Genomic DNA, 24889 nt, shown 5'->3' with positions numbered 1-24889 from the left:
GTGAGTGACGCCGAACGCGCGTTGGGGGCCGGTGCATGAAGGCCTTGAAACGGCTGCCCCTGAACGTCCGGTTGAACGACCGGCCCGACCACGAGCTCGTCGGCGTGATCCGGATGCCGGAGCTGACCGTCAGCCCGATGCGGGCGATCGTCAAGCGGATCATCGGCGCGCTGCTGGCGCTGCTCGCCACGGTGCTGATCGTCTATCTCGACCGGGACGGCTATCGCGACGCCAACGGCGACGGCCTCTCGCTCCTCGACTCGCTTTACTACGCGACGGTTTCCCTCTCGACCACCGGCTACGGCGACATCGCCCCGGCCACCGCGTCCGCGCGGCTGGTGAACGTCATCGTGATCACGCCGCTGCGGGTGCTCTTCCTCATCGTCCTCGTCGGGACCACCCTGGAAGTGCTCACCGAGCGCTCCCGGCAGGCGTTCAAAATCCAGAAGTGGAGGACGAAGGTGCGTGACCACACCGTCGTCGTCGGTTTCGGCACGAAGGGCCGCTCGGCGGTCAACGCGCTGCTCGGCGACGAGGAGGTGCAGGCCAACCGCGTGGTGGTCGTCGACACCGACCAGCAGGCGCTGGACGCGGCGAGCGCGCTCGGGCTTGTCACCGTGCACGGATCGGCGACCAGGGCGGACGTCCTGCGCGTCGCGGGCGTGCAGCACGCACGGGCCGTAGTGGTCGCGCCGAACCGCGACGACACGGCCGTGCTGGTCACCCTCACCGCGCGCGAGCTGGCCCCGAAGGCGCACATCGTGGCGTCGGTGCGCGAGGCGGAGAACGTGCACCTGCTGAAGCAGTCCGGGGCGAACCAGGTCGTGGTGTCGAGCGAGACGGCCGGGCGGCTGCTCGGGATGGCGACGTCCACTCCGCTTGTAGTGGACATGGTCGAGGACCTGCTGACCCCGGAATCCGGACTGGCGATCGCCGAACGCGCCATCGAACCGAGCGAGGAAGGCGGCTCGCCCCGGCATTTGCCGGACACGGTGCTCGGCGTGGTGCGCGACGGGGTGCTTTACCGAGTGGACGCTCCGCAGGCGGACGCGCTGGAACCGGGGGACCGGCTGCTGTACGTCAAGAAGGTCACGCAGGTCGACCACATCGAACGCTGAGGTTCGCCTGGCTCTGACTCTGGCTGGGGCGAGTCTGGCTGCAGGCTGGGCCGAGGTGGCGTCAGGTGGCGTGGGGTGGCATTGGGAGCGTTGATGCGCCGAATGCCGCATCGGGCGCGCCGGTGACCGAATGCCGCGTGGAGCAGGCGGGGTGCGCGAACGCCGTGTTGAGTTCGCGGAGGCAGGGACCTCGGCGTGGGGTATGTGGGTGCGCAAGTGCCGTGTTGAGTGCGCCGGTGACCGAACGCGGCGCGGGCCACGCGGGTGCGCAAATGCCGTGTTGAGTGCGCGGCGGCGCTGAACGCGGCGTGGATGCGCGAATGTCATTCGGGCGCGCGGGATGCGGCGAAGGCGGCGTTGGTGTGGCTGAGACGCACCCAAAGTGGCATTGGGGCTAAGCAGAGCCGGGGGCGGCGGGTGACGTCGCACTCGCGGCGGGTGCCGGGGTCCCCCGTGCGCGGGCACCTCACTGGGTTTTGCCCCCGCCATCTGGAAGCATGGTCTCGTGCAGGTTTCCGACCCCCCGCATAAGAGCCCCGTCAAGCGGTGGCTGCAGGTGGGCATCCCGATCGCGGCCGGGGTGCTCGTCGTGGTCTTGACGTGGCTCGCCGGCCCGGGGCTGCTCGGCATCCACGCGAAGTCCGCGGGCGCGCCGGTGGACGCCCAGATCACCAAGGCCGTCGACTGCTCGGTTCCCGGGGCGGCCGAATCGGTCTCGTTCCAGCTCGGCGGCAAACCGCGCCAGGGCACGCTCGACAGCTGCGGGCACGGCAAGGACGAGCATCTCCAGGTGCTGGTCCCGGACGACGCCCCGGACAGCGGCCTCGTCTCGGTGACCACTCCGGACACCTCGGCGGGCTCGCAGGACCTGCGCGCGCCGATCGCGCTGGCGCTGCTGGTGTTCGCCTGCTTCTGCGGCGGGATGTACGCCTACCTGGTGATCCGCGGTTCGGGCAAGCTCGCGCTGCTCAGCTGACGCTCCCGGACCACGGCCGCTTGAAACGGAAGGCGCGCTGGGCAAACCACTACACCCGCAGCGCCAATCCTCGCCGGGACTCAGCCGCGATCAGCAAACCACTACGCCTGTAGTGCTAGAATTGCGCCGAACGCAGCCACCGGAAGCGACCACTGCACCCGCGGCACCAACTTGCCCCAGAACTCAGCCCGTGATTGGCGAACTACTGCACCCGTAGTGGTTGGATTGCCCCGAACAACAGCCACCGGAAGCGAACCACTGCGACCGCAGTAGCGACCAGTTCAGCTGACGTCCGAAGCAGACGCGGCGAAGGTGTTGCAGTCCGCGATCCGGTTGTCCTTCGCCCCGGCTCGCCACCACTGCGCGTAGTGCGCGTTGGTGCCGTGGTCGTGGCTGCGGGAAGTGTTGTCGCCGCGGGTTTCCTGGTCGTTCCAGGCCTTGTTGTACATGTCGCGGGTGATCGTGCCGCCGCGGTCGACGTGCGCTCCGAGGAACATCCCGGAGAAGCACTGTGCCTGTAGTTCTTTGCGGCGCGACATGTCGAGGCCCTCGGGGCTGTTCTGCCCGGCCGCGTAGATCTTCTGCCACGCGGCGTCCATGATGCCCGCGACTTCCTGCACGTGGTGGCCGTACTCGTGGGCGAACAGTGCCAGGTAGACACCGGGATTGTTGCCGTACTGGTCGGTCTGCAGGCCCTTGAACGGGACGTACAGGTTGTTCTCGCAGTAGTACGCCGCGGTCGCGATGCCGACCTGGATGGTGCCGCATTCGGTGTCGAAGCTCGGCCCGGTCGGGAAGTGCAGCGCGGGCGGCGTGAACGGCAGGTTGTAGGACTCGAGGAACGGGCCCCACGCGGCGTCGAGGCATTTGCTCGCCGCGGTGAAGAACGCTTCCGCGCCGTCCTGCGTGCTGGTCCACTGCGGGAGGTTGCAGACGAGGTTCTGGAGGCCGGCGTTGCGGTCCTGCAGGATCGGGTGATCGGCCAGCTTGAGGATTTTGTGCGGGCCCGCGCTGGTGGAGGTGCTCGGGCTTTCCGACGGACTGGTCGGCGCGCTCGAAGCGGTGGACGAACCGCTGGTGGGCGGCAGTTCGTAGGCGGAAGTCGGCGAGGGCGGCGCGGCCTGGTAGCCCGCGTTGCTCGGCCCCGACCCGCGGTTCAGCGAAACGATCGCCACGACGCCCAGTGCCAGCACCGCGACCGCGCCGAGGCACAGGCCGACAATCAGACCGGTCGGTTTGCGCGGCGGCACCGGATAGGACGACGGCGGCTGCTGCCACGGCGGCCCCTGCGGCGGCGGCCCTTGCGGCGGCGGGCCCTGGTACTGCGGCTGCTGTCCCTGGTACGGCCCTTGTCCCGGCTGTGCCTGGTAGGGACCTTGCGCCTGGCCGGGGTACTGGCCCGGCGGCACCGGTCCTTGACCCGGCACCGGCGGCGGTTGAACGGTCCCGCGTGGCGGCACCTGGCCGTAGGGCGGTTGCGTCATCAGGGCAGTCCCGGTGGGTCTCGGCGCGGGCCGGGCGTCCCCCGGCTTGCCGTTCAGCATATCGGGGGACGCCCGGCCCGCCGCAGCACTTCGCCGGACTGCCTCCTCGCCCGGACGTCCCCCCAGGTCTGGCCGGGTGCGGACGGCTCTGGAAGAGTGACGGCAGCAACCGCAGGGCCGTGCAGACGAGGGGCTCCGATGACAAATTCACCCGGTTCGTCCGGGCCGGGGGACGACACGCCTACGCCGAGCCGGGGCTTCGCGAGCCCCGACCCCGGCGCGTCCGCCGCCACCCCGCCGGAGACCGGCGAAACGGACACCTCGTCCTCGCCGTCCGGCTCTGGTGCCGGAATTTCGTCGTCCGCCAGCGAAAACTCCGCTTCGTCCGGGGAGCCGCAGGCCGCTTCGGACGGTCAGGCCGACGCGAATCCGTCGCCTGCCAGCGAAAACGCTGGTGGCGCTACGTCGCAGCCGGGCTGGGCAAGTCCGGCTGGCACGGCTTCGTCGTCGGGCGGCGCGAACCCGGCTGGCCCGACGTCGCAGCCAGGTGGGCAAAACCCGGCTGGCGCGCCTTCGTCGTCTGCCGGTGAGAACCCAGCTGGCCCGACGTCGCAGCCAGGCGGGCAAAACCCCGCGGCCGCGACTTCGCCATCCGCCAGTGAGAATCCGGCAACGCCGCAGCCGGGCAGCGAGAACCCGTCCGGGGTGTCTTCGTCTCCCAGCAGCGAGAACCCGACCGGTGCCTCTCCTGGACAGCCCGGCGCGTTCCCGCCTCCTGGCGCGACCCCGCCGCCCGCGGGCGGCCAGTGGCAATCCCCGGGCCAGCAACCGCTTCCGCAGTACCCCGGCGGCGCCTACGGGCGTCCCGGCGCCGGCTGGAACCCGAACGGGCTGGGCAAACCGGGCGTGATCGCGTTGCGTCCGTTGAACGTCGGCGACATCCTCGACGGCGCGATCACCGCGATCCGCCGGTACCCGTTGCTGATCCTCGGGGTGGCCGCGATCGTCGCGGTGGTCTCGGCGGGGCTGAATCTCGCCGCGTCGCTGTGGCTGGTGCCCGATTTCAACCGGGTCGCCCAGCTCGGCCCGGCCGCGACGCAGCAACAGCAGCTCGACGCGGCTTACAGCCTGCTGGGCTCCGCGCTCACCGCCTTGCTGCCGACGCTCGTGATCTCGATGCTGGCGCAGACTTTCCTGACCGGCTTCCTCACCGTGGTGATGGGCAAGGCGGTGCTCGGCCGCCCGGTCGACTTCGGTTCGGCGATGCGCGAAGCCGCTCCGCGCCTGCTGCCGCTGCTGGCGGTCACCGTCCTTTACGCGCTGGCCACGATCGTCGCCGCGGCGTTCTGCCTGCTTCCCGCCGTGCTGCCGTATGTGTTCTGGTCGCTCACCGGTCCCGCGCTGGTGCTGGAACGCGGCACGATCGGGCAGGCGTTCACGCGGTCGCGGCAGCTCGTGTCGGGCATGTTCTGGCGGGTGTTCGGGATTCTGCTGCTGGCGGGCGTGATCGGCTGGATCATCTCGGCGATCATCAGCGTTCCGTTCAGCCTCGGCTCCGGCGCGTTCAGCGGCCTCTTCAACCCCCAGGCGACCCTGCCGAAGGTGACGACCGGCGGGTTGGTGCTGCAGTCGGTGGGCAAGGTGATCGCGGAGACGATCGTCATGCCGTTCACCGCGCTGGTCACCGTGGTGCTCTACATCGATCAGCGGATGCGCCGCGAGGGCATGGACATCGAACTGGCCAGGGCGGCGGGCCTGCAGCCGCCGCAACCGCCGCAGCAGGCGTGGTGATCGGTTTTCTCGCCGACGTCCCGGTCGACATCGACCGGGACCCCGCCCGGCTGCGGGCGGTCCAGGAACTGACCGATCCGGGTTACGCGGCCGCTCGGCCGGGCTTTCTCGAGCAGGTCTCGCAGTGGCTCGGGCAGCGGATTTCCGAACTGTTCAACGCGTTGTCCGGCGTGCCCGGCGGTCCGCTCGGCCTCCTGCTGGTGCTGGCCTTGGTGATCGTGCTGATCGTGGTCGTGCGGCTGCGGGTGGGCAAGGTCGGCCGATCGGCGAAAACGTCCGGCGAAGTCTTCAGCGGACGGCGCGAAACCGCGGACGAGTACCGGAAAGCCGCCGAGGAAGCCGCCGCTCGCGGCGATTTCGCGGACGCGGTGCGGGACCGGTTCCGCGCGCTCGTGCGCGGGATGGAGGAGCGCGCGCTGCTCGACGTCCGCTCCGGCCGGACCGCGGACGAAGCCGTTGCCGAAGCCGGAAGGTTCCTGCCGGACTTCGCGGTTGAGCTCACCGCTGCCGCGCGGCAGTTCGACGACGTTCACTACGGCGGACGGCCGGGCACCGAAGCCGGCTACCGCACTTTGTCCGAATTGGACGAACGTGTCCGTCGCGCGCGACCGGTTTTGGCGGACGCATGAGCACAGCTGTTTCGCCGGATCTGCGCCGAATCTGGCGTGGCGCCCGGATTCCGCTCGCGATTCTCCTGCTGATCGTGATCGTCGCACTGGCCATTGTGCTCAGTCGAGGCAAACAGACCAGCGGCGAATTCGACCCCGGCTCCTACGAACCACGCGGCAGCCACGCCCTCGCGCATTTGCTGGAGCAGGAAGGCGTTCAGATCCACGCCGTGCATTCGCTCGCCGAGGCACGCGAGGCGGCCGACAGCGGAACCCTGCTGATCACCAACCCGCAATTGGTGCCGACGAACGGATTGGCCGATCTGCGCCGCCGGGTCGCGCACCTCGTTCTCGTCGCGCCCGGATCGACCGCGCTCGGCATGGCCGCGCCGACGGTTTCCTCGATGGGAGCGGGAGATGTCCGGACGCTGCAACCGGGTTGTACGGTCGGCGCGGCGGTCAGCGCGGGCTCGGTGACGCTCGGCGGACGCCATTACCGCACGGACGACAAGACGGCGCGTACTTGCTACAGCGACGATGGCGAACCGACTTTTGTGCAGCTCGCTGACCGAACCGGAACCGTGACTGTGCTCGGTTCCGCGGACGCGTTCACCAACGACCAGATCGCCAAAGAAGGCAATGCGGCTTTCGGCATGCGGTTGCTGGGCGATCACCGGCAGCTGACCTGGTATGTACCGTCCACAGAGGACCCCGCGCTGGCTGACGACAAGAAGCCGTTCGTCGACCTGATCCCGCCGGGCTGGCGCTACGGCGCGCTGACCGCGGGAATCGCGATCGTCCTTTTCGCACTGTGGCGCGCGCGGCGGCTCGGGCCGGTGGTGCGCGAACCGCTGCCGGTGGTCGTGCGGTCGGCGGAAACCGCGGAGGGCCGGGCCCGGCTGTACCGGCGCGGCGGCGCGACCGGGCACGCGGCGGAAACCTTGCGCGAGGCAGCCAGGACGCGGCTGCGGAAGAGACTGGGATTGCCGCGCGACGCCGGCCCACCCGCGGTGGTGGAGACGGTGAGCGCGCGGACCGGCCGGGCGCCGAACGAGGTCGGGGCGGTGCTGTACGGCCCGTCGCCGTCGGACGAGACGGCGCTAGTGCGGCTGGCGGACGAACTGGACGCGGTGGAACGAGAGGTGGAGCGTTCTTGAGTACCGAACAGATGCAGGACGCGCGGGCGGCCCTGATCGCGTTGCGCGCCGAGGTCGGGAAGGCTGTGGTCGGCAACGACGCGGCCGTCACCGGGCTCATCCTCGCGTTGCTCTGCCGGGGGCACGTGCTGCTGGAGGGCGTGCCGGGTGTCGCGAAAACGTTGCTGGTGCGGGCTTTGGCGGCGTCGCTGGACCTGAAGACGACGCGCGTGCAGTTCACGCCGGACCTGATGCCGGGCGACGTCACCGGGTCCATTGTGTACGACGCGCACAGCGGCGAGTTCTCCTTCCGCGAGGGCCCGGTCTTCACGAATCTGCTGCTGGCGGACGAAATCAACCGGACGCCGCCGAAGACGCAGTCGTCGCTGCTGGAGGCGATGGAAGAGCGGCAGGTCTCGATCGACGGCACTTCGCGGCCGTTGCCGGATCCGTTCGTGGTGATCGCGACGCAGAACCCGGTGGAGTACGAGGGCACCTACCCGCTGCCTGAGGCGCAGCTGGACCGATTCCTGTTGAAGCTGACCATGCCGGCACCGTCGCGTGAGGACGAAATCGGCATTCTTTGGCGGCACGCACAGGGTTTCGACCCTCGAAACCTGGCTGCGGCGGGCGTGCGTCCGGTCGCGGGGGCGGCGGAACTCGCTGCCGCGCGGGAGGCGGTCGCGAAGGTGACCGTCGGTCCGGAAGTGATCGGCTACGTCGTCGACTTGTGCCGCGCTACCCGGGAACTCCCGGCGGTGCGCATCGGCGTTTCCCCGCGTGGCGCAACGGCTTTGCTCGCCGTGACGCGTGCGTGGGCCTGGCTGTCCGGCCGGGATTACGCGACGCCTGACGACGTCAAGGCGCTCGCCCGTCCCGCGCTCCGGCACCGCCTCGACGTGCGGCCGGAAGCCGAACTCGAAGGCGTGACCGCGGACGGCGTCCTCGACCGGGTGCTGGCCTCCGTGCCGGTGCCGCGCTAAATGGCAGTCACCGGGCGGCTCGGGCTGCTGGCGCTCCTGGGGGCGCTGGCGGTCGGGCTGCTGTTCCCGTCCGGCACCGGCGTCGCGATCGTGGTCGCGGTGCTGCTGGTGCTGGTCGTCGCGGACCTCGCGCTGGCCGGGAGTGTGCGGGCGCTGCGGTTTTCGCGCAGCGGCACCACTTCCGTCCGGCTGGGGGAGCCCGCCGAGGTCACGCTGACCGTGACGAACCCCGGCGGACGCACTGTCCGCGGCTCCTTGCGTGACGCTTGGCCGCCGAGCGCCGGTGCGGACGACCGGCACGCTCTCGTCGTGCCTTCCGGCGAACGCCGTGCGTTGACGACCGCGCTGCTCCCGACCCGCCGCGGCGACCGCATCGCGGCCCGGGTGACCGTGCGCGCGGTAGGCCCGCTCGGGCTGGCCGCGCGGCAGGGTTCGCATGAGGTGCCGTGGGCGGTTCGGGTGCTGCCGCCGTTCCACAGCCGCAAGCACCTGCCTTCGCGACTGGCTCGCTTGCAGCAGCTGGACGGTCGCAATGCCGTGTTGATTCGGGGCCAGGGAACGGAATTCGATTCCCTGCGCGAATACGTGATCGGCGACGACGTCCGCTCGATCGACTGGCGCGCGACGGCCCGCGCTTCCGACGTGATGGTGCGAACGTGGCGTCCGGAACGCGATCGGCAGGTGGTTTTGGTGCTGGACACCGGCCGCGTCTCGGCCGGTCGAGTCGGCGACGCGCCGCGCTTGGACGCGGCGATGGACGCGGCGCTTTTGCTGGCCGCGCTGGCTTCCCGGGCGGGCGACCGGGTCGATCTGGTGGCTTATGACCGTCGGGTGCAGGCTTCCGTCCCGAATGCTTCGACGCCGTCTTTGGTGAATGCCCTTGCCACGATCGAACCGTCGCTGGTGGAGACGGACGCGCGGGGGATGGTCGCGGAAGTGCTGCGCCGGACCCGGCGGCGGGCTTTGGTGGTGTTGTTGACGGGGCTGGAACCGGCTCCGTTGGAAGAGGGACTGTTCCCGGTGCTGGGGTCGCTCACGGCTCGGCATGAGGTGCTGGTGGCTTCGGTGGCGGACCCGCGGGTGGCGGAGATGGCGGCTTCGCGGGGGTCGGCGGAGGCGGTTTACGACGCTGCCGCGGCGGAACGCGCATTGGCTGGCCGGGAGTCGTCGGTGGCTTGGCTGACTCGGCATGGGGTCGGGGTGGTGGACGCCGTGCCGGAGGAATTGCCGCCCGCCCTCGCCGACCGCTACCTAGCCCTGAAAGCCGCAGGCCGGTTGTAGGTCCGTGAAGGGCTCCTTGAAGGAATCAGATTCCCTCAAGGAGCCCTTCACGGACTTCTCGCCAGGCAGGGGTCAGCCAGCTTCGGGAAGCGCGTCTCCGGCGGCGCGGCGGTCGACATCCCCGGTCTCCCCGTCCAGCGCGGCTCGTCGTCCCAGGGTGAAGACGTACGTCAGGAACAGCAGTTCCACCACCGCACCGATGCCGATTCGCAGCCACGTCGGCCAGCCGGACGGTGTCACGAACGCCTCGATCACTCCCGACACCAGCAGCACGCACGCCAGCCCCAGCGCCATCACCACCACTGAGCGGCCCTGTTCGGCCAGTGCCGCGCTTCGCGAGCGGCGTCCTGGGTCCACCACGGTCCAGCCGAGCTTCAGCCCTGTCCCCGCCGCGATGAACACTGCCGTCAGTTCCAGCAAACCGTGCGGCAGCAGCAGGCCCAGCAGCACGTCGCCGCGTCCGGCTGAAGACATCAGGCCGATCGCGACCCCCGCGTTCAGCGAGTTCATCCACAGCGCGGCGATCACCGGCAAGCCGAGCGCGACGCCCAGGAACAGGCACGTCGCCGCCACCCACGCGTTGTTCGTCCACACCTTCGCCGCGAAGGACGCCGCTGGGCCCGTCGAGTAGTACGTCTCGTACTGGCCGCCCGGCGCGGTCATCGCGTGCACCTCGTCCGGCGACACCAGCGACGCGCGCACCTCCGGATCGCCGGCGATCCACACGCCCAGCACCGCCATCACCGCGACCGACAGCAGCGCCGCCGGGATCCACCAGCGGCGGCTCAGGTACACCGCGGCCGGAAACCTCCGCGTGAAGAACAGGCCGACCTCGCGCCACGCCGGGCTGTGCGAGCCGGCCACCGCCGAACGGCCGCGGGCGACCAGCGCCGACAGCCTCGCCAGCAGTGCCGGGTCGGGTGCGGTCGAGCGGATCATCGACAGATGCGTCGCGGTGCGTTGATACAGCGTGACCAGCTCGTCTGCCTCCTGGCCGGTCAGCCTGCGCCGTGCGGCGAGCTCGCCGAGCCTGCTCCATTCGGCACTGTGCGCCGCGACGAACACATCGACGTCCACCGGCCACCTCCCTCGTGCGCCAGGATAGTGCCACCGGCGCTCGCGTCCGCGCTCTACGCTGGCCTCGTGCAGGAAGAGTCCGATCTCGTCACCGGTGAGGCCGTCGTCCTCGACCTGCGGGTGGCGAAGCTCGCCAGCCGCGCGGTCGCGATGCTGCTCGACGTCCTCGTCCAGGCCGCGTTGCTGCTGCTGGTGTTCGTCGCGCTGATGCTGACCGCGGGGTCGTTCGACTCGGCGCTCACCATCGCGCTGATGCTGACCACGTTCGTGCTCGTCGTGATCGGCTACCCGGTGCTGTTCGAAACGCTCAGCCGCGGCCGTTCGCTCGGCAAACTCGCGCTCGGCCTGCGCGTGGTGCGCCTCGACGGCGGCCCGATCAGCTTCCGGCACGCGCTGACCCGCGGGCTCGCCGGCTTCTTCGTCGACTTCTGGGCGCTCGGCTTCCTCGGCGCGGTGGCCGTCATCGTGTCTTTGACGTCGTCGAACGGCCGCCGCGTCGGCGACTACCTCGCGGGCACCCTGGTGATCCGCGAGCGCGTGCCGCAGTCCGCGCAGGCGATCCTCATGGTGCCGCCGGGGCTGGAGGCGTGGGCCGCGCACTTCGATCTCAGCGGCCTCACCGACGACCTCGCCATGGCCTCCCGCCAGTACCTCGGCCGCTACCACGAACTGCGCCCGGAAGCGGCCGCGTCGCTCGGCTTCGGCCTGGCGCAGCAGGTTTCGGCGGCGATCGGCGTGCCGCTGCCGCACGGGATGCCGCCATGGGTCTTCCTCACCGCGGTGCTGGCCGAACGCCGCAACCGCGACCACGCCCGGCTCGCGCCGACGCAGTACGGCCCGCCCGCCTACGCGCCGCCGCCGGTTCAGCCTCCGGCTCCGCCGAGGTCCGACAACCCCTTCACCCCGCCGAGCTGAGGACATGCTCGCCGACGACGTCACCGTCACCACCGCCCAGGACGGTCAGCTCACGGTCATCGAGCGCATCGTCACCGACGCCCCCGCCGTCCACCGCATCGCCGAACGCGTACCCGTCACGGACGACGAGGACCGGCTTTACTCGGTCACTGACCTGCATCTTTCCGGTGCCGCCAGCGCTGACGGCACGACGATCACGGTCACCGGGCCTGCCACCGTTTCGTACACAGTGGACGGTGCGGTCGCCGCTGGCGGACAGGTGCGGTTTCAGCTCACCGGCGGCTGGGACCGCGCGGTCGATCGGGTCACTGCCGCCTTCAGCGCGCCGGGAGTGTCCACGGCGGATTGCTACGCCGGTCAGCCGGGATCGTCTCGGCAGTGCACTTTCTCCGAACTGCGCAGCGGGGGAGCGCACGCCGAACAAAACGGTCTGCGCCAAGGGGAGCGGATCGATCTGGCCGCTCAAACCGGACCGTTGCCGGAGAACGCCCGGTTTGTCCCGACCGGACCGTTGGCCGCCTTCGCGCCGGGATTTCCTTCTGCCCTCAGCGGTCTCGCGTTAGTGCTCTACCTGCTCATCGGTGCCAGTGTGCTGCGGTGCCGCACCAGGCTGCGTGGTGAACTCGACCTCACCGGCACGGTCCTCGATCTCGTCGCCCGAGGGCATCTGCACATCGCCGACGGTCAGGTCAGCCATGGCGAAGCCGATCCGCTCACGCCGTTCGAACAAGCGGTCAAGACAGCCTTCTCGCCGGGTCCGCTCGCTGCCGCACGGCCGGATCAGGCGGAACTGCAAGCCCTTCTCGACGCCGAAGCGCATCGCCATGGCTGGCTGTCCACGAGGCAGCCGCACGTCCGCCGAGCCGGGCTCATCCTGGCCGCTGCGGGCGTCGTGACGACCGTCGTCCTGGCCCTCACCGTCGGCGAGGCGCTGATCGGCGTCGCGCTCCTGATCGCTGGAATCGCCACCTTCCTAGCCGCTCCGCTGGTTCACACCCGCCGTGGCCGCGCGTTGGGGAGTCCAACGGGGCGGGCCGAATCTCCGTTGGCGGCGGAGATCGGCGCGATCCAGGCCATGGCCGAACGGCGCTCGGCGGTGGCCGCGCAATGAAACTCGCCGCTCTGCTGTTGATCCCGTTCCTCTGCGCGACACCCGCAGCAGCGCAAGACCAGCCGTCGCTGCCAGGACTGCCGCAGAGTGTCGAAGTAGCGCTGAAAGTCCAGCGCGACGGCAGCCTGTCCGTCACCGAGGCAGTCTCGGTACCGCGCGACACCTCGATGACCCGCACCATCCCGTTGCGCGCCAACGCCCGCGTGCTCGGCATCCGCGACATCAGCATCGAAGGCGCGGGCAACGCCGAATCCGGCAACGACCAGGTGACCTTCTACCTGCGCGGCGGAACGTCCGTCCTCCGGTACACAGTGGACGGTGCGGTCGGCACCAGCCTCGGCGTCGAGCACGTGACCTGGGACGTCGCCGGCGGCTGGGACACCCGCCTCGAACTGGTCCGCGCGACCTTCGCCGCGCCCGCCATCCCCGATGCGCTCGACTGCCTCGCCGGTCCGCCCGATTCGACGTCCCGCTGCGGCGCCGCGCAAATCGACCACTCCGGCCTGACCCGCGTCTCGGTACCGAACCTCCAGCCCGGCTCGCGCGTACAGCTGACAGCCGAACTCCCTGGCGGCACAGTCGCCGCGACAGAGCACCTCATCCCCACCGGCCCCTTCGCCGCGACCGCGCCGGTCTGGTGGGCGTGGCTGGCCTTCGCCGTGCTGTCGCTCGCGGGTGCCGCCGCAGTCTTCGTACGCCGCCGTCGCGACGTACAGCCCGGCCGCGCCACTCCCGTACAGCTTCTCGACGACGGCCGCTTCTCGTCGCCCGACGGCGTGCTCCCTGGACACGTAGGACTGCTACTCACCGGACGCGTCAGTTCCGTCGACCTAGCCGCGACAGTGCTCGACCTATGCGTCCGTAACTACCTATGGGTCACCGAAGACGGCCCGAGCAGCTGGGTCCTCGTACGCCGCAACCCGCCCGACGAACACCTAACCTCCTTCGAGCGCGCGGTGTACGCAGCCGCTGTACCGGGCGAAGCCGCGACGCTCGCCGAAATCCGCGAAGCAGGCGTACGCGAGCTGGTCGCCGACACGGTCCGTCGCGGCTGGCGCTACCCGAAGCGACTGGCGAAGATCGGCCCTCGGCTGTGTGGGTACGGCGTCTTCCTCACCGTCCTGCTGGCCTTCACCGTCGGTTACGCACAACTCGGGTTGGTGCTTCTCGCCACCGGCCTCGCTGTGACAGCAGCCGCTCGTCTCCTGCCGGAGCGCACGAAGGCTGGCCTAGACCTCCGAGACCGCCTTCTCGGCCTCAATGCACAGCTGCGCGCGATGGAAGCGCCAGACGACGAACTGCTCGCCTCTCGCGCCCTCCCGTACGCGTACGCGCTGGGCGAAGCAGACGCTTGGCTAGTTAACGCTTGTTCGCTGTCGGCGTACTGGTACGGCGCCTCCGGTGAGGACGCTGTGCCGTTGGTGCGGACCAGGGGATTCGTGGCCGCACTGACGGTCGCGTTCGAGGGCGCGAGGCACCTCCGACCGGACGAGCCCAAGACGCCCGCGCCTGCGTAGGGTGGAGGCATGGCCGATCCCGAGCTCTTCCGTTTCACGATCGACAACGGTCTGCGCGTGGTGCTCGCTCCTGACCCGACCGCGCCGGTGGTCGGGGTCAGCGTGCACTACGACGTGGGCTTCCGTTCCGAGCCGGAGGGGTTGACCGGTTTCGCGCACCTCTTCGAGCACCTGATGTTCCAGGGCAGCGAAAGCCTGGAGAAACTGGCGCACTTCCGGCACGTGCAGTCCAGCGGCGGCACCTTCAACGGTTCCACGCACCCGGACTACACCGACTACTACGAGGTGCTGCCCGCGGCCGCGCTGGAACGCGCGCTGTTCCTCGAGGCCGACCGGATGCGCGCGCCGAAGCTGACCGCGGAGAACCTGGCGAACCAGATCGAGGTCGTCAAGGAGGAAATCCGGCTGAACGTGCGCAACCGGCCGTACGGCGGATTCCCGTGGATCCTGCTGCCGCCGGTGCTGTACTCCACCTTCGCCAACGCGCACGACGGCTACGGTGCCTTCGAAGACCTCGAAGGCGCGACGCTGGACGACTGCGCCGCCTTCTTCGACACCTTCTACTCGCCGGCCAACGCGGTGCTGACCGTCGCCGGCGACTTCGAGGTGGAAGACGCGAAAGCGCTCGTCCAGAAGCACTTCGGCGACGTCCCGCACCGGCCCGCTCCGGTCCGTCCGTCGTTCGCCGAGCCGCTGCCCACCACGGAGCTGCTGGGCGAGCACACCGACGCGCACGCGCCGCTGCCCGCGCTGGCCGTGGGCTACCGGATGCCGGACCCGATCAACGACCTCGACGGCTACCTCGCGTACCTGGTGCTGGCCGGAGTCCTCACCGACGGTGACGGTTCGCGGCTGCAGCAGCGGCTGGTGCACGTCGAGCCCCTGGTGGTCGACGTCGGCGCGGGCGCCGGGCTCTTCGGCCCGTTCGAGGCGCGCGATCCGGACACGTTCACCATCACCGCGATCCACCCGCCGGACGTGCCGCGCGAGCGCGTGCTCGCCGCGCTGGACGAGGAGCTGGAGAAGCTCGCGTCCACGCCGCCGGACGATCAGGAACTGAAGAAGGTCACCGCGCGCTGGGCGGCGAGCCTGCACGCGGAGCACGACCGGCTCGTGTCGCGCACGCTGGCGCTCGGCGCGTTCGAACTGCTTTACGGCGACGCGTCGCTGGTCTACCAGCTCGCCGACCGCCTGTCCGCGGTCTCCGGCGAGGCTGTGTCGGCGGCGGCGAAGGCGCTGCGCCCGGACGCGCGCGCCGTGCTCGTCGTGAAGCCCGCAAGCACCGAAGGGACGGAACAGTGACCTCGGCTGAACAGGTCAAAGCCGCACACCGCAGCGCCGAGGAGATCGGCCGCACCGCCGCCGGACCGCGCCCGCTGCCCGAACTGGGCCGCCAGCGCGCCGCCGCCGATCTGTCCCATGTGGACACGACGCTGTCCAACGGGCTGCGCGTGCTCGCGGTGCGCAAGGCGAGCGTCCCGATGGTCGAGCTGCGGCTGTGGATCCCGTTCGCGGGCGAGGACCGGATGCACGCGGCCACCGCGGAGGTGCTCGCGGAAACCGTGCTCACCGGCACCGCGCGGCGCGACCGGGTGGAAATCGACGCCGAGGTCGCGCTGATCGGCGGCGACCTCAACGCGGGCGTGGACCCGGAGCGACTGTACTTCGGCGGCACCGCGCTGTCCGACGGCCTGCCGACGCTGCTGGACGTGCTCGGCGACGTGCTCACCGGCGCCACGTACGGCGACACGGAGGTCGAGCGCGAGCGGGAGCGGCTGATCGAGCGCATCGCGGTGTCTCGCACGCAGCCGCGCACCATCGCGCGCGAAGCGCTGCAGAAGCACCGCTACGGCGACCACCCGGCGACCCGCGAGGTTCCGCAGGCCGAGGATGTCGCCGAGGTGACCGCCGAGCAGGTGCGCGCGCTGCACAACGCTTCGGTGCTGCCGCGCGGCGCGGTGCTCGTGCTGGTCGGAGACCTTGACCCGCAAGAGGTTCCGGCTGAACTGGAGCGCGCGCTCGGCGGCTGGAAGTCGGACCGTTCGGCCGTGGTGCTGCCGCCGCTGCCCGCGCTGACCGGCGGCAACGTCCTGCTGGTTCCGCGGGCCGGCGCCGTGCAGTCGCAGATCCGGCTGTCCGCGCAGACGGTGCCGCGCACCGATCCGCGGTACCCGGCGCTGCAGCTGGCGAACCTGGCGTTCGGCGGGTACTTCTCCTCGCGGCTGGTCGAGAACATCCGCGAGGACAAGGGTTACACCTACGGCGCGCACTCGGGCTTCGAGTTCACCGGCGACAGCGCGGTGGTCAACGTGGACGCGGACACGGCCAACGAGGTCACCGCGGCGGCGTACCTGGAAACCCGGTACGAGCTGTTCCGGCTCGGCACCGTGGCGCCGACCGCCGAAGAGGTCGAATCGGTGCGGCAGTACGCGATGGGCTCGCTCGTCACCGGCACGTCGTCGCAGGGCGGCCTCGCCGGGCAGCTGATGGCGCTGGCGTCGAACGGCCTCGGCATCGAGTGGCTGCAGAGCCACCCGGAGCGGCTCGCGGCGGTCACCGAGGAGCAGGTCGCCGAAGCGGCGGCGGAGTTCTTCGCGCCCGGCCGGTTCACCGGCGTCGTGGTCGGGGACGCGGACCTGCTCGCGCCGAAGCTGGCCGCGCTCGGAGTTTCGGCAAACGAGAAGGACTGATGAGCGTTCCGTTCGAACTGGGGGCACTGCCGACGCTGTCGCGTTCCACAGTGGACCGTCAGGAAACCTTGCGCACCAACCCGGAGCGGCTCGCCGCGAAGTGGTCGGAAGCCCGCGTAGTGCTGCTCGACGACACCGGCCGCACGCCGGTCGTCGAGGGCAGCTCGGCGCTGGCCACCCGCAAGGCGATGAATTTCGGCACCGAACCGCCCGCCGACGCGGTGTTCCTCGGCGAGTGGGAGGACGTCGACTACTGGTCGATGCCCGGCAGCATCGAGGGCGACGCCGACAGCGTGCGGCTCGCGGGCAGCTGGGGCGTGATCGAGGAAGTGCCGCGCGCCAACGGCGAGCTGTGGGTCGAGCTGCGCGGATACGGCGAGCAGCTGGACGACACGTCGGCCGGGCTGTTCACCACCGCGCAGGCATTGCGGCACTGGCGGCGGCAGTCGCGCTTCTGCGCCCGCGACGGCTCGCCGACACAGCTGATCCAGTTCGGCTGGGCCAGTCGCTGCGAGGCCAAGGGACACGAGGAATACCCGCGCACCGACCCGGCGGTGATCTGCCTGGTGCACGACCTCGACGGGGTCAACGGCTCGCACGTGCTGCTCGCGCGGCAGCCGATCTGGCCGCCGGACCGGTACTCGGTGCTCGCCGGATTCGTGGAAGCGGGGGAGTCCCTGGAGGGCTGCGTCGTCCGCGAAATCCGCGAGGAGGCCGGGATCGAGGTGGGGGACGTGCGGTATCTCGGCAGCCAGCCGTGGCCGTTCCCGCGCTCGATCATGCTGGGCTTCACCGCACGGGCGGACCGCGAGGCTCCGCTGGTTCCGGCTGAGGGCGAGATCGAAGAGGCGCTGTGGGTGTCCCGGGAGGATGTCCAGGCCGCGTTCCGGAATGCCGGGAGCGGGGTGCCGACGCCGATCGCTGGTGGCGCGTCGAATCTGTTGCTGCCGGGGAATTCGTCGATCGCCCGAGTGATGTTGAAGGCTTGGGCGGAAGCTGAAGAATGACGGACGGGTGCGGGCCGCTTCGCAATCGGTGATGCGCGCCCGCCCGTTCGTCCGCCGCTAGTCCGCGCTCGTGAGTGGCGATTCCGGTGAGAACCGGCATCGCCACTCACGACGAACCCGCTTGCGCACCGCGCCGTCGAGCCGCGACCGTCCGCGCCGCGGCAGCAGTGCAAGTTCACGAGGCGAGTCCGCCCCCCCGGCAACCGCCATCTGGTCCCCGGAAATCCCGGACCACCCCTCTCCGCTGGTCTGGACCGCGTACGGTCCGCGCTCGCCCGGTCACCCTGTGCCGGTCGCCGACATTCCGCGGTATCAAGCCGTTACCCCGCCGTTTCCCTAGCCCATTGACGGCGTGTGGCCGCGCTCACTACAGTCCCGGAAAACCGTCTGTAAAGTTTCCTAATAAAGGAGCAGTCAGGTGCGAGCCGGCAGTCCGCGAACGTTGCGCGAGATGAACGACCGCGCGGCGATCGAGGCGTTGCTGCGGAACGGGCCGCTCACGCGGGCCGAGCTGGAGGCCGCCATCGGGCTGTCCAAACCGGCCACCGCGCAGTTGCTTACCCGGCTTGAGCAGGACAATCTCGTCGGCAAGGCGGGGGAGCGGGCTGGTGGCGGACGCGGGCCGCGCGCTCAGCTGTGGGCGGTCAACGGCGGGCTCGCGCACGTCGCGGCCGTCGATCTCACCCCGCGGGTCGCGGACTTCGTGGTCGCCGACGTCGCCGGGGCCGTGCTCGCCGAGTACCGCGTGCAGCTTCCGGTGGCCGAGGACGCGGATGTTGTCGGGTCGTTCGGGCAAGCCCTGCGCCGGGTCACCAAGGCCGCGGGCATGCAGCTCGACGATCTGGCCAATGTCGTCATCGGCGCCCAGGGTGCGTTCGATCCGCGCACCGGATTGCTGTCCTCGGCCCCGCACATCCCGGGCTGGCTCGGGTTCAATGTGCCGGCGCGGCTGAGCGACGAACTCGGCGTCACAGTCAAGATTGAGAACGACGTAAACCTTGTCGCGGTTGAGGAAATGACTGTCGGCAACGCCCGTGACGTCGACGACTTCGTGCTGGTCTGGCTGTCCGAAGGCGTCGGCGGTGCGGTCGTCATCGGACGGCGGCTGCTGCGCGGCGCGACCGGTGGCGGCGGCGAGATCGACTGGATGCGCGTTCCCGATCCGGCCACTGTGGACACTGGCGACAGCTGGCCGTCCGCCGGCGCGCGGTTCGGAAACCTGGTCGACTCGTCCGCGATCACCCGGCTCGCCAAGGCGCACGGCATCTCCGCGGACAGCGGATGGGACGCCGTCACCCAGGCGCGGCACACGGCGCACGTTGGGTTTCTGGACGATCTCGCGCGCCGCGTCGCCAGCGGAGTCGCGAGCCTCGTCGCGGTCGCCGACCCGCAGCTCATCCTGCTGTGCGGTGAGACCAGCCGCGCCGGCGGCGACGAGTTCGCCGGGATCGTCGCGGAAAAGCTGCACGAACTGGTCCTGCCGCGCACGCCCGTCGGCGTCGCTTCGGTGCAGGGCAACGCGGTGCGCGCCGGTGCGTTGCAGTCCGCGCTCGCCACCGCCCGTGAAGACGTCTTCGGCGTCGTCACCCCCACGCTCCTCGGGCCGCGTCGGTCCGCCGGAGAGCAAGCCCCGTCCCCGACCGAGTAGACCCACCCGAAGGACAGGAGGGTTCATGTCCGCTCCCACCCGCATCCGGAGAATCGCGCGCAAGCGCGGGTCTCTGCTGCTCAGCGCCGTCGCGGCGAGCACGCTGCTGGCCACCGCCGCGTGCGGTGCCGCCGCGCCCGCAGGAGGCGGCGACGCCGCGGCGCCGCCGAACAAGGACGACAAGCTCACCATCACCGTCTACAGCAAGTTCACCGACCGCGAGTACGGCGTGGTCACGAAGGCGCTGGACAAGCTCAAGGCGAAGTTCCCCAACATCACCATCAAGCACGAGGGGAACCAGGACGACGACAAGCTCACCCAGTCGATCCGCGGCGGCAACCCGCCGGACGTGGCGATCTCGTTCTACACCGACAACCTCGGCGCGTGGTGCTCGACCGGCAGCTTCCAGGACCTGAAGCCCTACATCGAGCGGGACAAGGTCGACCTCGAGCAGATCCCGCAGGCGGTCCGCGACTACACGTCGTACCAGGGCAAGCGGTGCGCGATGCCGATGCTCGCGGACGTGTACGGGTTCTTCTACAACAAGACGCAGTTCGCGGCCAAGGGCATCGCCGGCCCGCCGAAGAACACCACGGAACTGTTCGAGGACGTCAAGAAGCTCACCGAGTTCAACCCGGACGGTTCGATCAAGACCGCGGGCTTCCTGCCGTCGATGCCGTTCTACGCCAACCAGGCGCAGTACTGGGCGCCGAACTTCGGGGCCAAGTTCATGGGCCCGGACGGCAAGTCGTCGCTCGCTTCCAGCCCCGGCTGGAAGGAGATGTTCGAATTCCAGAAGAAGCTCATCGACTTCTACGGCGGGCACGAGAAGGTCGAGAAGTTCAAGGCCGGCCTCGGTGACGAGTACTCGAAGGACAACGGCTTCCAGACCGGCAAGCTGTCGATGATCTACGACGGCGAGTTCCGCACCGCGTTCCTCAAGGACCAGGTGCCCTCGCTCGACTACGGCACCGCGCCCGCTCCGGTGCTCGACAGCCTGGCCGGCCAGTACGGCGGCGGGTTCGGCACCGGCACGATCATCGCGATCCCGAAGGGCGCGAAGAACCCCGGCGCGGCGTGGGAGCTGATCAAGCAGGCCTCGCTCGACACCGACACTCTCGTCGAGATGGCCAACGGCCTGAACAACGTGCCCAGCACCAAGGATTCGCTGAACTCGCCGAATCTGAAGATGCCGCCGCAGTTCAAGACCTTCACCGACATCTACAACAGCGGCAAGCTGGTCGCCAACCCGACCACGCCGATCGGCGACGCGTTCCTCAAGGCGGTCAACGACTTCGCCGAGAAGTGGCAGGCCGGGTCGGTCCCCGATCTGGACGCGGGCCTCAAGAAGGTCGACGCGCAGATCAACGACGAGCTGGCGCAGAAGGGCTCCGGCGGATGACCACGCTGACCGCGGCGGAATCCGGAACCTCCTCCGCGCCGAACCAGGCGCGGAGGGGGTCTCCCCGGGCCAAGCGCAGGCGCACGGTGTTCTGGTTCATGGCGCCGGCGACCCTCGGGTTCCTCATCTTTTTCGCCTACCCGCTCGGCGCGACGCTGTTCTACTCGTTCACCCGCTACGACCTGATCAACCCTCCACAGTGGATCGGGTTCGACAACTACGTGCGCATGTTCACCAGCGAACCGCTGGTGAAAACCGCCGCGTACAACACGTTGTGGCTGGTGATCATCCTGACGATCTGCCGGGTGCTGTTCTCGCTCGGCGTCGCGTCGGTGATTTCGCGGCTGAAGTCGGGCGTCGGCATCGTCCGCACGCTCTGCTATCTGCCCGCACTTGCCCCGCCCGCGGCGGCGACGCTCGCGTTCGTCTTCGTGTTCAACCCGGAATTCGGTCCGGTGAACCGGTTCCTGCGGCTCGTGGGCATCGACGGCGGACTGTGGTTCAACAGCCCGGAAATGTCGAAGCCCGCGCTGACCCTGCTCGCGCTGTGGGGTTCGGGCGAGCTGATGATCATCATTCTGGCCGCGTTGCTGGACGTTCCGCAGGAGCAGTACGAGGCCGCGGAACTCGACGGGGCCGGCCCGATTCGCCGGTTCTGGCACGTGACGCTGCCGTCGATCTCGCCGGTGCTGCTGTTCGGCGTGGTCAACTCGATGATTTACGCGCTGCAGTTCTTCACTCAAGCGATTGTCGCCGCGTCCGCTTCCGCGGGAACGGCGGACGTCGCCGGGAACTCGAAACTGATCGGTGCGCCGGAAAACTCGACGCTGACGTATCCGATCTGGTTGTACGTGCAGGGTTTCCGGTATTTCAACATGGGTTACGCGGCGGCGATGGCCGTGCTGCTGTTCCTGGTTTCCGCTGGTTTCACCTGGATTCTGGTTCGGCAGATGCGTAAGACGCAACATCAGGAGGACGGAGCATGACGACGCTTTCGGCACCGCCGCGTCCGGCTCCTCCGGTGCATCCGCGGGAGAAGTTCAAGCGGCGCTGGGACAAGAAACTGTCCTTTGTGGCCACCCACGCGGTCGGCATCGCGCTCGGCCTGATCTTCATGCTGCCGCTGCTGTTCGTCTTCCTCACCTCGGTGATGAAGAGCGACCAGGCGATGACCTCCAGCCTGTGGCCGACCGAATGGCATTTCGAGAACTTCGTCGAGGTGTTCCGGAAGGCTCCGTTGCTGGAGTACTTCGGCAACAGCTTCCTGTACTCGGCGCTGGCGACGATCGGGGCGCTGCTCTCGGCGATCCCGGCGGCGTACGGGCTGGCGAAACTGCGGTGGCGCGGGCAAAACCTGTGCTTCATGCTCGTCGTCGTCGCGATGATGCTGCCGCCCCAGGTCACCGTTGTTCCGCTGTACGACCTGTGGGTGCGGCTCGGGTTCACCGGCACTCTGGTGCCGCTTATCGTGCCGTACTTCTTCTTCGACGCCTTCTCGATCTTCCTGCTGCGGCAGTTCTTCCTCACCATTCCGAAGGACTATCTCGAAGCGGCGAAGATCGACGGCTGCAACGAGTTCCGGGTGCTCACGCGGGTGCTGATCCCGATGGCGAAGCCGGGGATCGCGGCCACCGCGATGTTCTGCTTCCTGTTCACCTGGAACGACTATTTCGGCCCGCTGCTCTACACGGGCGAGAACAAAGACAACTGGCCGCTTTCACTGGCGATCGCGTCCTTCCGAGGCATGCACCACGTCGAATGGAACCTCACGATGGCCGCCACCGCGCTGATCATGCTGCCGGTGATCGTGCTGTTCGTGTTCGCGCAGAAGTCGTTCGTCAAGGGCATCACGTTCACGGGAGTCAAGGGATGAAACTGGCAGTGGTCGGCGGTGGGTCCACCTACACGCCGGAGCTGATCGACGGCATCGCCGGGCGGCGGGCCTCGCTCGACGTCGACGAGATCGTGCTGATCGACCCGGACGCCTACCGGGTCGAGGCGGTCGGCGATTTCAGCCAGCGGCTGCTGAACCACGCGGGGCACTCGGCCCGCGTGCGCACCACCGCGAATCTGGAGGAGGGCGTCGACGGCGCGTCGGCGGTCCTCATCCAGCTGCGCGTCGGCGGGCAGAAGGCCCGTGCGTCGGACGAGACGTTCCCGCATCTGTGCGGTTGTGTCGGCCAGGAAACGACCGGTGCGGGCGGCCTGGCGAAGGCGCTGCGCACGGTGCCGGTGGTCCTCGACATCGCCGAGCGCGTGCGCAAGGTCGCCGGTGACGACACCTGGATCGTCAACTTCACCAACCCGGTCGGCATCGTCACCCGCGCGCTGCTGCAGGAGGGCCACCGGGCGGTCGGGCTGTGCAACGTCGCGATCAACCTGCAGCGCAAGTTCGCGAAGCTGCTCGGCGCTTCGACCGGCGACGTCAAGCTGGTCCACACTGGACTGAACCACCTGAGCTGGGAACGCGGCGTCCTGGTCGACGGCGTCGACCGGCTGCCGGAACTCCTCGCCCAGCACGCGGAATACCTCGGCGAAGAGGTCAGCGTGCCGGTCGACTGGATGCAGCGGATGCAGGCCGTGCCGTCGTACTACCTCAAGTACTACTACTCGCACGACGCGCAGGTCGCGAAGCAGCAGACCGAGCGTCCGCGCGCCGAGGTGGTCAGCGACGTCGAGGAAGAACTGCTGAAGATCTACCTCGACCCGGAGCAGGTCACGAAGCCGGAGTCGCTGGAGAAGCGCGGCGGCGCGTACTACTCGGAGGCGGCGGTGCAGCTCGTGCACGCGCTCACCTCCGGCGGTGGCGCCGAGGAACACGTGGTGAACGTCCGCAACAACGGCACGTTCAACTTCCTGCCGGACGACGCGGTGATCGAGGTTTCGTCCACTGTGGATTCCGCAGGCGCGACCCCGATCCCGCAGGCTCCGGTCGACCCGCGGTTCGCCGGGCTGATCGCCGGGGTCACGGCGTATGAGTACCTGGCCCTGGACGCCGCGATCAAGGGCGGCCGGGACCGGGTCGCGGACGCGCTGCTCGCGCATCCGCTGGTCGGCCAGTACACGAAGGCGGACAAGCTCGCGGACGAACTCGTCGCACGCAACCGGGATTTCCTGCCCTGGGCGCGGGCATGAGCGACACCGTCGTCGCGATCGACGGTGGGAACAGCAAGACCGAGGTGCTGGTGGTTTCGCGGGACGGTGTCGTGCTCGGCGCCTCCCGCGGCCCCGGCGTTTCTCCCCAGCGCGTCGGCGTCGACGGATGCGTTGCCGCACTTGAGGAATTCGTCCACGAAGCCCTCCGTGCCGGCGGGCTTTCGACCGAGCCGCCATTCGCCGTGCACACCTCGGCGTACCTGGCCGGACTCGACTTCCCCCGGGAAGAAGAGGCGCTGCACAAGGCTTTGTCGGCGCGCGGCTGGAGCTCCACTTTGGACGTCGGCAACGACGTGCTGGCGCTGCTAAGGGCCGGAAGTTCCGACGGCACCGGGGTAGCTGTGGTGTGCGGCGCGGGAATCAACGGCGCTGGCTTCGCCGCGGACGGCCGTTCGTACCGTTTTCCCGCGCTGGGCAAGGTCTCCGGCGACTGGGGCGGCGGCTACCGGCTGGGCGAAGAAGCCCTGTGGTGGGCCGTCCGCGCGGAAGACGGCCGTGGTCCGCGGACTGCGTTGGAATCGGCGGTGGCGGAGTACTTCGGTGCTTCGAACCTGCTGGATGTGGTGCAGGGCTTGCACTTCGAGGAAATCGACGCCGCGAAGATCCACGGCCTCTGCCCGCTGTTGTTCGAGGTGGCCGCGTCCGGTGACGAGGTCGCACAGGACGTCGTGACGCGGTTCGCCGAGGAAGTGAGCCTTCTGGTGGCCGCGATCATGCGCCGGCTGGACCTCACGACGTCCGCTCCCGAGGTCATCCTCGGCGGCGGTGTGCTGACCGGTGTCGGCGCGCCGGTGATCGCGGACATCGAACGGCGCTGCCTGAAGGTCGCACCGCGGGCGCAAGTGCGCGTGGTGGAGGTGAACCCGGTGGTCGGAGCCGCACTGTTCGGTTTGGACAAACTCGGCGCACCGGCGTCGGCGAAAGCCGCGCTGAAAGCCGCGACGCAACGCGCGTGACAGCGGGGTGGCTGCCCGAGCAAGGCAGCCACC

At 69.5% G+C, this 24889-nt stretch carries 21 protein-coding genes; 19 read left to right on the top strand and 2 right to left on the bottom strand.

All coding sequences use genetic code 11. The features are described from left to right. Positions 1–35 precede the first annotated feature (35 nt). On the top strand, positions 36–1118 hold the full coding sequence (locus ABD156_RS46765; protein WP_344288523.1) for a potassium channel family protein: 1083 nt from the start codon (positions 36–38) through the stop codon (positions 1116–1118). A gap of 556 nt (positions 1119–1674) precedes the next feature. Beyond that, positions 1675–2094: a hypothetical protein gene (locus ABD156_RS46760; RefSeq protein WP_344288521.1), complete on the top strand. Its 420-nt coding sequence runs from the start codon at positions 1675–1677 to the stop codon at positions 2092–2094. A gap of 281 nt (positions 2095–2375) precedes the next feature. Here the strand turns inward: ABD156_RS46760 and ABD156_RS46755 are convergent, their stop codons facing one another. Next, on the bottom strand, positions 2376–3578 hold the full coding sequence (locus ABD156_RS46755) for a neutral zinc metallopeptidase (protein WP_377926005.1): 1203 nt from the start codon (positions 3576–3578) through the stop codon (positions 2376–2378). A 705-nt stretch (positions 3579–4283) separates the two neighbouring features. Here ABD156_RS46755 and ABD156_RS46750 point away from each other — a divergent pair. The 5 genes from ABD156_RS46750 to ABD156_RS46730 are packed head-to-tail and all read left to right on the top strand — an operon-like array spanning position 4284 to position 9377. Continuing rightward, positions 4284–5369 (top strand): hypothetical protein, encoded by a 1086-nt coding sequence (locus tag ABD156_RS46750; protein WP_344288520.1) that lies wholly within the window; start codon positions 4284–4286, stop codon positions 5367–5369. Then, on the top strand, positions 5363–5998 hold the full coding sequence (locus ABD156_RS46745; protein WP_344288518.1) for a DUF4129 domain-containing protein: 636 nt from the start codon (positions 5363–5365) through the stop codon (positions 5996–5998). Before ABD156_RS46750 ends, ABD156_RS46745 begins: the two co-directional genes overlap by 7 nt. Continuing rightward, positions 5995–7134, top strand: a complete 1140-nt coding sequence (locus ABD156_RS46740) for a DUF4350 domain-containing protein (RefSeq protein WP_344288516.1) — start codon at positions 5995–5997, stop codon at positions 7132–7134. The genes ABD156_RS46745 and ABD156_RS46740 overlap by 4 nt, the downstream gene beginning before the upstream one ends. Positions 7135–7145: 11 nt before the next feature. Then, positions 7146–8096, top strand: a complete 951-nt coding sequence (locus tag ABD156_RS46735; protein WP_344288893.1) for an AAA family ATPase — start codon at positions 7146–7148, stop codon at positions 8094–8096. Then, complete coding sequence (locus ABD156_RS46730) at positions 8097–9377, top strand: DUF58 domain-containing protein (protein WP_344288514.1); 1281 nt, start codon at positions 8097–8099, stop codon at positions 9375–9377. 72 nt (positions 9378–9449) lie between these two features. On the opposite strand, the gene ABD156_RS46725 is transcribed toward ABD156_RS46730, so the two are convergent. Further along, positions 9450–10454 carry a stage II sporulation protein M gene (locus ABD156_RS46725; protein ID WP_344288512.1) on the bottom strand — a complete coding sequence of 335 codons (1005 nt, stop codon included), beginning with the start codon at positions 10452–10454 and terminating at the stop codon, positions 9450–9452. Positions 10455–10520: 66 nt separating this feature from the next. On the opposite strand from ABD156_RS46725, the gene ABD156_RS46720 reads away from it, so the two are divergent. The 12 genes from ABD156_RS46720 (at position 10521) to ABD156_RS46665 (ending at position 24856) form a co-directional block, all read left to right on the top strand. Continuing rightward, on the top strand, positions 10521–11369 hold the full coding sequence (locus ABD156_RS46720) for an RDD family protein (protein WP_344288510.1): 849 nt from the start codon (positions 10521–10523) through the stop codon (positions 11367–11369). Between the two features lie 4 nt (positions 11370–11373). Beyond that, positions 11374–12480, top strand: coding sequence for a DUF2207 domain-containing protein (locus ABD156_RS46715; protein ID WP_344288508.1), 1107 nt, complete (start codon positions 11374–11376; stop codon positions 12478–12480). Next, positions 12477–13997: a DUF2207 family protein gene (locus ABD156_RS46710; protein WP_344288506.1), complete on the top strand. Its 1521-nt coding sequence runs from the start codon at positions 12477–12479 to the stop codon at positions 13995–13997. The genes ABD156_RS46715 and ABD156_RS46710 overlap by 4 nt, the downstream gene beginning before the upstream one ends. Positions 13998–14006: 9 nt before the next feature. Beyond that, positions 14007–15299 (top strand): M16 family metallopeptidase, encoded by a 1293-nt coding sequence (locus ABD156_RS46705; protein WP_344288504.1) that lies wholly within the window; start codon positions 14007–14009, stop codon positions 15297–15299. Continuing rightward, complete coding sequence (locus ABD156_RS46700) at positions 15296–16687, top strand: M16 family metallopeptidase (protein WP_344288502.1); 1392 nt, start codon at positions 15296–15298, stop codon at positions 16685–16687. The genes ABD156_RS46705 and ABD156_RS46700 overlap by 4 nt, the downstream gene beginning before the upstream one ends. Continuing rightward, a complete protein-coding gene (gene nudC, locus ABD156_RS46695) occupies positions 16687–17694 on the top strand; it encodes an NAD(+) diphosphatase (protein ID WP_344288500.1) in 1008 nt (335 codons plus the stop codon). The genes ABD156_RS46700 and nudC overlap by 1 nt, the downstream gene beginning before the upstream one ends. 418 nt (positions 17695–18112) lie before the next feature. Next, entirely contained in the window at positions 18113–19342 is a 1230-nt protein-coding gene (locus tag ABD156_RS46690; RefSeq protein ID WP_377926004.1) for an ROK family transcriptional regulator, read from the top strand. Between the two features lie 25 nt (positions 19343–19367). After that, positions 19368–20744 carry an extracellular solute-binding protein gene (locus tag ABD156_RS46685; RefSeq protein WP_344288498.1) on the top strand — a complete coding sequence of 459 codons (1377 nt, stop codon included), beginning with the start codon at positions 19368–19370 and terminating at the stop codon, positions 20742–20744. Further along, a complete protein-coding gene (locus ABD156_RS46680; RefSeq protein ID WP_344288496.1) occupies positions 20741–21730 on the top strand; it encodes a carbohydrate ABC transporter permease in 990 nt (329 codons plus the stop codon). Before ABD156_RS46685 ends, ABD156_RS46680 begins: the two co-directional genes overlap by 4 nt. Beyond that, a complete protein-coding gene (locus ABD156_RS46675) occupies positions 21727–22617 on the top strand; it encodes a carbohydrate ABC transporter permease (RefSeq protein WP_344288494.1) in 891 nt (296 codons plus the stop codon). Before ABD156_RS46680 ends, ABD156_RS46675 begins: the two co-directional genes overlap by 4 nt. Then, a complete protein-coding gene (locus ABD156_RS46670; protein WP_344288492.1) occupies positions 22614–23879 on the top strand; it encodes a 6-phospho-beta-glucosidase in 1266 nt (421 codons plus the stop codon). Before ABD156_RS46675 ends, ABD156_RS46670 begins: the two co-directional genes overlap by 4 nt. After that, positions 23876–24856, top strand: a complete 981-nt coding sequence (locus ABD156_RS46665) for an N-acetylglucosamine kinase (RefSeq protein ID WP_344288490.1) — start codon at positions 23876–23878, stop codon at positions 24854–24856. The genes ABD156_RS46670 and ABD156_RS46665 overlap by 4 nt, the downstream gene beginning before the upstream one ends. The last annotated feature ends 33 nt before the right edge of the window (positions 24857–24889 follow it).

Origin of the sequence: Amycolatopsis albidoflavus, assembly GCF_039525725.1 — a bacterium.
In the GTDB taxonomy this organism is placed as follows: domain Bacteria; phylum Actinomycetota; class Actinomycetes; order Mycobacteriales; family Pseudonocardiaceae; genus Amycolatopsis; species Amycolatopsis albidoflava.
Note: the sequence above shows the minus strand (reverse complement) of the source record. Positions and strands in the feature narration are given on the sequence as shown.